This is a genomic window from Acidithiobacillus sp. TH-A36 (assembly GCF_057473445.1).
On sequence record NZ_JBYCKP010000076.1, the window covers coordinates 1 to 3336 of the forward strand.

Sequence of the window (3336 nt, forward strand, 5' to 3'; positions counted from 1 at the left end):
ATTGAGGCGGGCAAGGATCGGGCAACGTATGCCATGTTCGATTATAAAACCCCGCCCCAGCCGAAAGCGCCTACCGGAGCCGTACATGCCTTCAAGATGTCCTATAACAAACTCTATTGGGCAACTGCCCGTGGTTTACTCTGAGGAGGTGACGTATGGCTGCGGTCCTGGCAGAAACTTCTGAAGATGAGCTGCAACGCGCCCAGGAGGCCCTGGTCCATCTGGTGCAGAACGGGGATCTCGAACGCATTGTGCACCTGGCACGGCTGAGTGGTGCGGCAGCAGACTCCATGAGTGATGAAATGGTGGGTCGTCTGGCGGGTCTGGCCAGCGACGGTCTGGATCTGGTGGATCAGGTCACCCGCAGCCAGGTGGCGCGGGCCCTGCCGGCCATCAGTTCCCTGGTGGAAAACGGCGATCTGGAGCGCATCGTGCAACTGGCGCGGCTGAGTGGGGCCGCTGCCGATTCCATGAGTGATGAAATGGTGGGTCGTCTGGCGGGTCTGGCCAGCGATGGTATGGATTTACTGGATCGGGTGAACCGCAGTCAGGTGGTCCATGCCTTACCGGCCATCAGTTCTCTGGTGGAAAACGGCGATCTGGAGCGTATCGTCCATCTGGCCCGGATGGCGGGGGCCGCCGGTGATTCCATGAGTGATGAGATGGTCTCGCGTCTGGCCACGTTGGCGACCGATGCCATGTGCCTGCTCGACCGGGCAACGCGAACCGGGGTCATGGACCGTTTGCTCGCCGTCGCTGAAAAAATGGATCAGGATCATATCCTCACCGATTTCCTGCACTGCCTCAGTAGTGCCACTGAGGAGGCCGCCAGCGCTCCCGCGCCCAAGGGGGGAATCACCGGACTCTGGGACATGATGAAAAAACCGGAAACCCAGCAAACCATCCAGTTCCTCATGCTTGTCGGCAAACATTTCCGTTCCTGCCGACTCAGACACTGATCATGAGGTAACTTTTTACCGTTTTAAAGTGTTCTACTCGCCCCGCTTGCAGCCCCTGATGTTCAGGGGCTTTTTTTAATCAAGCGTAAGCGTTAGCTAGAAATAGGTGTATAGGCAAAGCAATATCCATGTGGGCTGATTTTGCCTGCAACCACTTTACAGGTACCATCTACGCTGGCAGAGGCTCCCGGTACAAAATGCGCGCAATTACTGCACATATCCTTGCCACTGGGATGATCCTGATAACTGACAGAACTTTTGCTTTGCAAACCACCTGCTGTACCAGCATTGGCCATGGATGAAAACACCAAAGGAGCCACTGCGGCTGCTGCAGCTATTTTACCCGTTGATTTCAACCAGTCACGACGATTCATAGATTTCATAGTATGTTCTCCAAAATGATGAATGAGGCGCCTATAAAGAGCCCACTCACTTATACGTAATCTGCGCTGTAATGGATGCACGCAACAGATAATTGATCCCCATTATGTATTCAGATTTGGATAATCAACTGCGTAACGTGTAAATATTATTGAATACCGGCTTCATCCCGATCAAATCTCCGGGAAATACCACCTTCCGTACCCCCACCAAGGGTATGGATAAAGTACTCAACTCCGCTGAGACCAGATTGATCTGTATTTGCAAAAAGGCCTTATAAACAAACTCGGAACAATATAATGCCCGATCATCCTGCAAGTCATAACTATCATCAAAAGGAATACGCAGCTTCACCTGCATATGACACCAGTGAAACAAATTTTCACACTGTGGTTCTACCAAGCCAATCGGTATATAGCCAACCTTTACAGCTCGTTCCGGCGCATAAAAATCGTCCAGGTTACCCATGTGCACCCCACCTCGGGTGCGTTCCGTAGACGGTATGCTTTCAAATAAAGCACCGCCTACCAAAACCCCGACATGGGTCCAGGGACCGCGATTTTTGAGGCGCACCAGGCGTGCCTCTACCCCCAGCCCTTCGCGCAACAGTATATACGCCGTCAGTCCACACTCACGAACCATTTCCCGTCCCTGCGTACCAGTTGCAACGTCGTATTCCGAGGGCTTCCTTTCTCAGGAATCAGGCTGATAATCACCGTGGCATGTTCAACACCATCTACCGTAGTTCGTTGGTTTTTGACTATTTTGGCCTCCTTCAAACCACCTTCAGCTTGCAGGCGCTGATAAGTAGCCATCACATATCCATTCACTTTCGCCTCTTCGAGCCGCAGTGCATAGGGTTGTGCAGGATTTTGCACTTCAGGTCCCCAATAAACCAGTTCGTCTACTTTCTGAATGTCCCCTTTCGCCATACCGTGCACAAAATGCATAGCCGTATTCTCTGGCCCCGAACCCGAAAAAAGACCACAGGCTGAGATTCCCACTGTTAATCCTGCCACTGTGATTGTTTTTAGTATACTTCGCACACAAATTCTCCTTCATTAAAAGTGATCCAAAGAAAAACAGGCAATACCCTAAGCAGCATCGCCTGTTGATCATGACGTCTGACTAGTGATTCATCAAGTCAGTTATTGCACAGTTTTACGTACCTTGATACTGGAATTGATTTCCACGCGCTGATTCAGGAAACGTCCCTGTGGCGTCGCATTGCTGGCGACTGGATCCAGATAGGAATGTCCCTTCGTCACAATCCGTGAAGCTGCTACACCATGCGCCTCCAGATAACCGGCAACGCTTCGCGCACGTTGCTCAGAGAGTTTTTGATTGTAAGAAAAACTGCCTGTCTTACTGCAGTAACCATTCACATCCAGAACAGCAGCTGAATGTTTATGGGCAAAATCAGCTACCTGGTCCAGCACGGCAATATCATGGCTGATCAGTTTGGAAGAATTGGTCTGGAAATTAATCCCGGTAATGGTAATAGGTTTACTCTCCAGAATTGTATGTTGCACCGGTGCAATAGGTGCCACTGTTGCGGGTTTTGCTGCCGGAGCCGCTGGTGCCGCCGGGGGAACCCCGGGAGAACAGGCAAAAGGATTGGTTCCGCAGCCGGCAGCGGCCAGAACCACTGCCACAGCCAGTGTTTGCTTGTATATTTTTTTCATATTACGTCTCCTTAGTAGCTGATTTTTTGGGCAGATGCATTCATCTGTCTACAATTTTAACCATCAAATCCAATGACAAAATAGGCCCCATCCAGGATGGAGCCTGAAGTTCCCGATTTTGCTAGCGGGAGGAGGAGACTGCATACAACGTTTTACTTCGTGACCCTGTTCAGCCCAATGGGCCGTTAGCGGTAACGATTTGCGGTTCCATGGAAGCCAGAATGGCAATCAGGTAATTCTGTGCCGCCATGGGAATCTTTCGGGTTTGCATCGCATCCATCATATCCTGAGCCAGATAATTGAAGGCTGCC

At 51.1% G+C, this 3336-nt stretch carries 5 protein-coding genes; 1 reads left to right on the plus strand and 4 read right to left on the minus strand.

Annotated features, from left to right (window positions below; genetic code table 11):
- The first annotated feature begins 155 nt into the window (after window positions 1–155).
- A complete protein-coding gene (locus tag AC2VLY_RS01905) occupies window positions 156–959 on the plus strand; it encodes a helical membrane plugin domain-containing protein (RefSeq protein ID WP_486921686.1) in 804 nt (267 codons plus the stop codon).
- Between the two features lie 92 nt (window positions 960–1051).
- Here AC2VLY_RS01905 and AC2VLY_RS01910 read toward each other — a convergent pair whose 3' ends face one another.
- The 4 genes from AC2VLY_RS01910 to AC2VLY_RS01925 form a co-directional block, all read right to left on the minus strand.
- The gene (locus AC2VLY_RS01910; RefSeq protein WP_193651920.1) at window positions 1052–1342 is read right to left on the minus strand and encodes an iron oxidase; all 291 of its coding nucleotides are present in this window, start codon (window positions 1340–1342) and stop codon (window positions 1052–1054) included.
- Between the two features lie 124 nt (window positions 1343–1466).
- A complete protein-coding gene (locus tag AC2VLY_RS01915) occupies window positions 1467–1982 on the minus strand; it encodes a YiiX/YebB-like N1pC/P60 family cysteine hydrolase (protein WP_193651921.1) in 516 nt (171 codons plus the stop codon).
- Window positions 1961–2344: a nuclear transport factor 2 family protein gene (locus AC2VLY_RS01920; RefSeq protein WP_193651922.1), complete on the minus strand. Its 384-nt coding sequence runs from the start codon at window positions 2342–2344 to the stop codon at window positions 1961–1963. The genes AC2VLY_RS01915 and AC2VLY_RS01920 overlap by 22 nt, the downstream gene beginning before the upstream one ends.
- A gap of 144 nt (window positions 2345–2488) precedes the next feature.
- Window positions 2489–3025: an OmpA family protein gene (locus AC2VLY_RS01925; protein ID WP_486921687.1), complete on the minus strand. Its 537-nt coding sequence runs from the start codon at window positions 3023–3025 to the stop codon at window positions 2489–2491.
- Window positions 3026–3336 lie beyond the last annotated feature (311 nt).

Excerpts from the sequence above, each read along its gene's own strand:
- AC2VLY_RS01905 (WP_486921686.1), top strand. The coding sequence starts at position 156 with ATGGCTGCGGTCCTGGCAGAAACTTCTGAAGATGAGCTGCAACGCGCC.
- AC2VLY_RS01910 (WP_193651920.1), bottom strand. The coding sequence starts at position 1,342 with ATGAAATCTATGAATCGTCGTGACTGGTTGAAATCAACGGGTAAAATA.
- AC2VLY_RS01915 (WP_193651921.1), bottom strand. The coding sequence starts at position 1,982 with ATGGTTCGTGAGTGTGGACTGACGGCGTATATACTGTTGCGCGAAGGG.
- AC2VLY_RS01925 (WP_486921687.1), bottom strand. The coding sequence starts at position 3,025 with ATGAAAAAAATATACAAGCAAACACTGGCTGTGGCAGTGGTTCTGGCC.